The sequence below is a fragment of the Planktosalinus sp. genome, assembly GCF_059864935.1.
This window is the reverse complement of sequence record NZ_JCBCCK010000381.1, coordinates 1-1702: the sequence shown is the minus strand read 5'-3', so window position 1 is coordinate 1702 and position 1702 is coordinate 1. Positions and strand designations below refer to the sequence as shown.

Here is a 1702-nt window from a genome sequence, read left to right as displayed (position 1 = left end):
GTTCATTAAATGGTCCGGGCAATGACTTCCTGATTGAGGTTATTTTTGATGACAACCCTGCCGGCCCATACACTGTTTCCATCAGTTATAAAAGAAAATCAAGTCCACGTTGCCAATCCCTATGGCTGACATCAGGTCCAATTTCCCCGGTGAATGTAAATACTGACATTGAACCTTTTAACCCTTCAACAGGTCTTCCAATACCCTCAAACACCTATTGTACAAGTACCGAAACCTCTTTTAGGGTTGATGAACTGGATGGTAACCAATACATCTGGAGCATTGATCCCCCAAATTTCGGAAGTATCGTTCAGGGCCAGGATTCCCCCCAAATAACTGTAATGTGGAATGAAATTGCCAACAATGTAACAACAGGTCATGTGAAACTGAATATCAGAAAATGTACAGAATGGTTTGTTGTTGATCAATTTGAAGTAGAACTCATCGAATCCCCAACAATCAACTGGACACCGCCAACGGTATTATGTGCTGATGAGGTTTTTAGCCTAACTTTTTCCGGAACACCTACAATAGGTACCGGCACCATAACCTTAGATTTAGGAGATGGGCAACCACCCCTAACCCCCACCTCAGGTGGATCCGGGTTTTATACATTTACCAATCTTTCATACGGTCAAATATTCAGCAGCAGTGTCACCTATACGATGCAATTAACGGTAACTAACCCCAACGGTTGTTTCCACCCTTCTATAGCTACGGCTCAGGTTACGGTTTTGCCGAGCCCGGTCGCTACTATATCTCCCAGTATCCCAAATAATTCATTTTGTGACTTGACAGACCTCCAAAACTCCAACGTCATACTCACAGCAACGGAACAAGGTGGTATTGTACAAGCCTCAAGTTACCGGTGGTACCTCAACAACATTGGCAACCCCCTTGGTACAGCCGCCACCCAAGCTGCAACACAATTTGGAAACTATTTTGTTGTAATTACCGGAACCAACGGCTGTGAGGGCCAATCAGAGCCTTATTCAATTAGCCAGATGAATTGTGGCGGTGGCGGTGGCCCCAACCAAGGCGGCAACTGCCCGGAAACCATTACTGTTAGCTCAGCTGTATGGACAGCCTGTAATACAGTACAAGCTTCAGCAGCAGTATCCTCAACTCCTGATGTATTGTCCTGGGGCAACCAACCACAGGATGGGATGCAATTGAATAATGCCTTAAACCTCAATGCCACTTATGATGTTACAAAACCGGGTATTTATACTGTTGCAGCCTCGGCCACTTGGAATAATTGCGGTTCAAGCGGAGCTTTTGAAACTGTAACCATTGCCTATCAGGCTCAGTTGGATTACAGTGTAGCTTGTGACCCACAAACAGGAAATTTTACAGTAACGCTCTACAACAACTCCCCATTCATATCAGGCTATGACCCCCAGCAAACCGTTTTTATTGTCAATGGAACCCCCCACACTTACGCCGGCAATCAAGATGAACATGTGGTAAGCTCATTATCACCGGGGCAGCATACCTTTGGTTTGGAAATCAGCAGCCCGGGATATCCCGTTTGTACAGCTACTGTAAACATCGACCTCAGTTTCCCCGATGCCGCTTTCACCTTGCCCACACAGGCCTGTGAAGGCGACCCCATACTGTTGCAACCCACTAACCCGGATCCCGGCAATCATTATGAGTGGACATTTAGTGGTACAAGTAACCTCAATATGGTTACTCCGGT

1 protein-coding gene is annotated in these 1702 nt (G+C 45.9%); it reads left to right on the top strand.

What is annotated here, in order from left to right; translation table 11 throughout:
* On the top strand, positions 1-1702 hold a 1702-nt coding region (locus tag AC6F75_RS11965), incomplete at both ends, for a hypothetical protein (protein ID WP_500715254.1).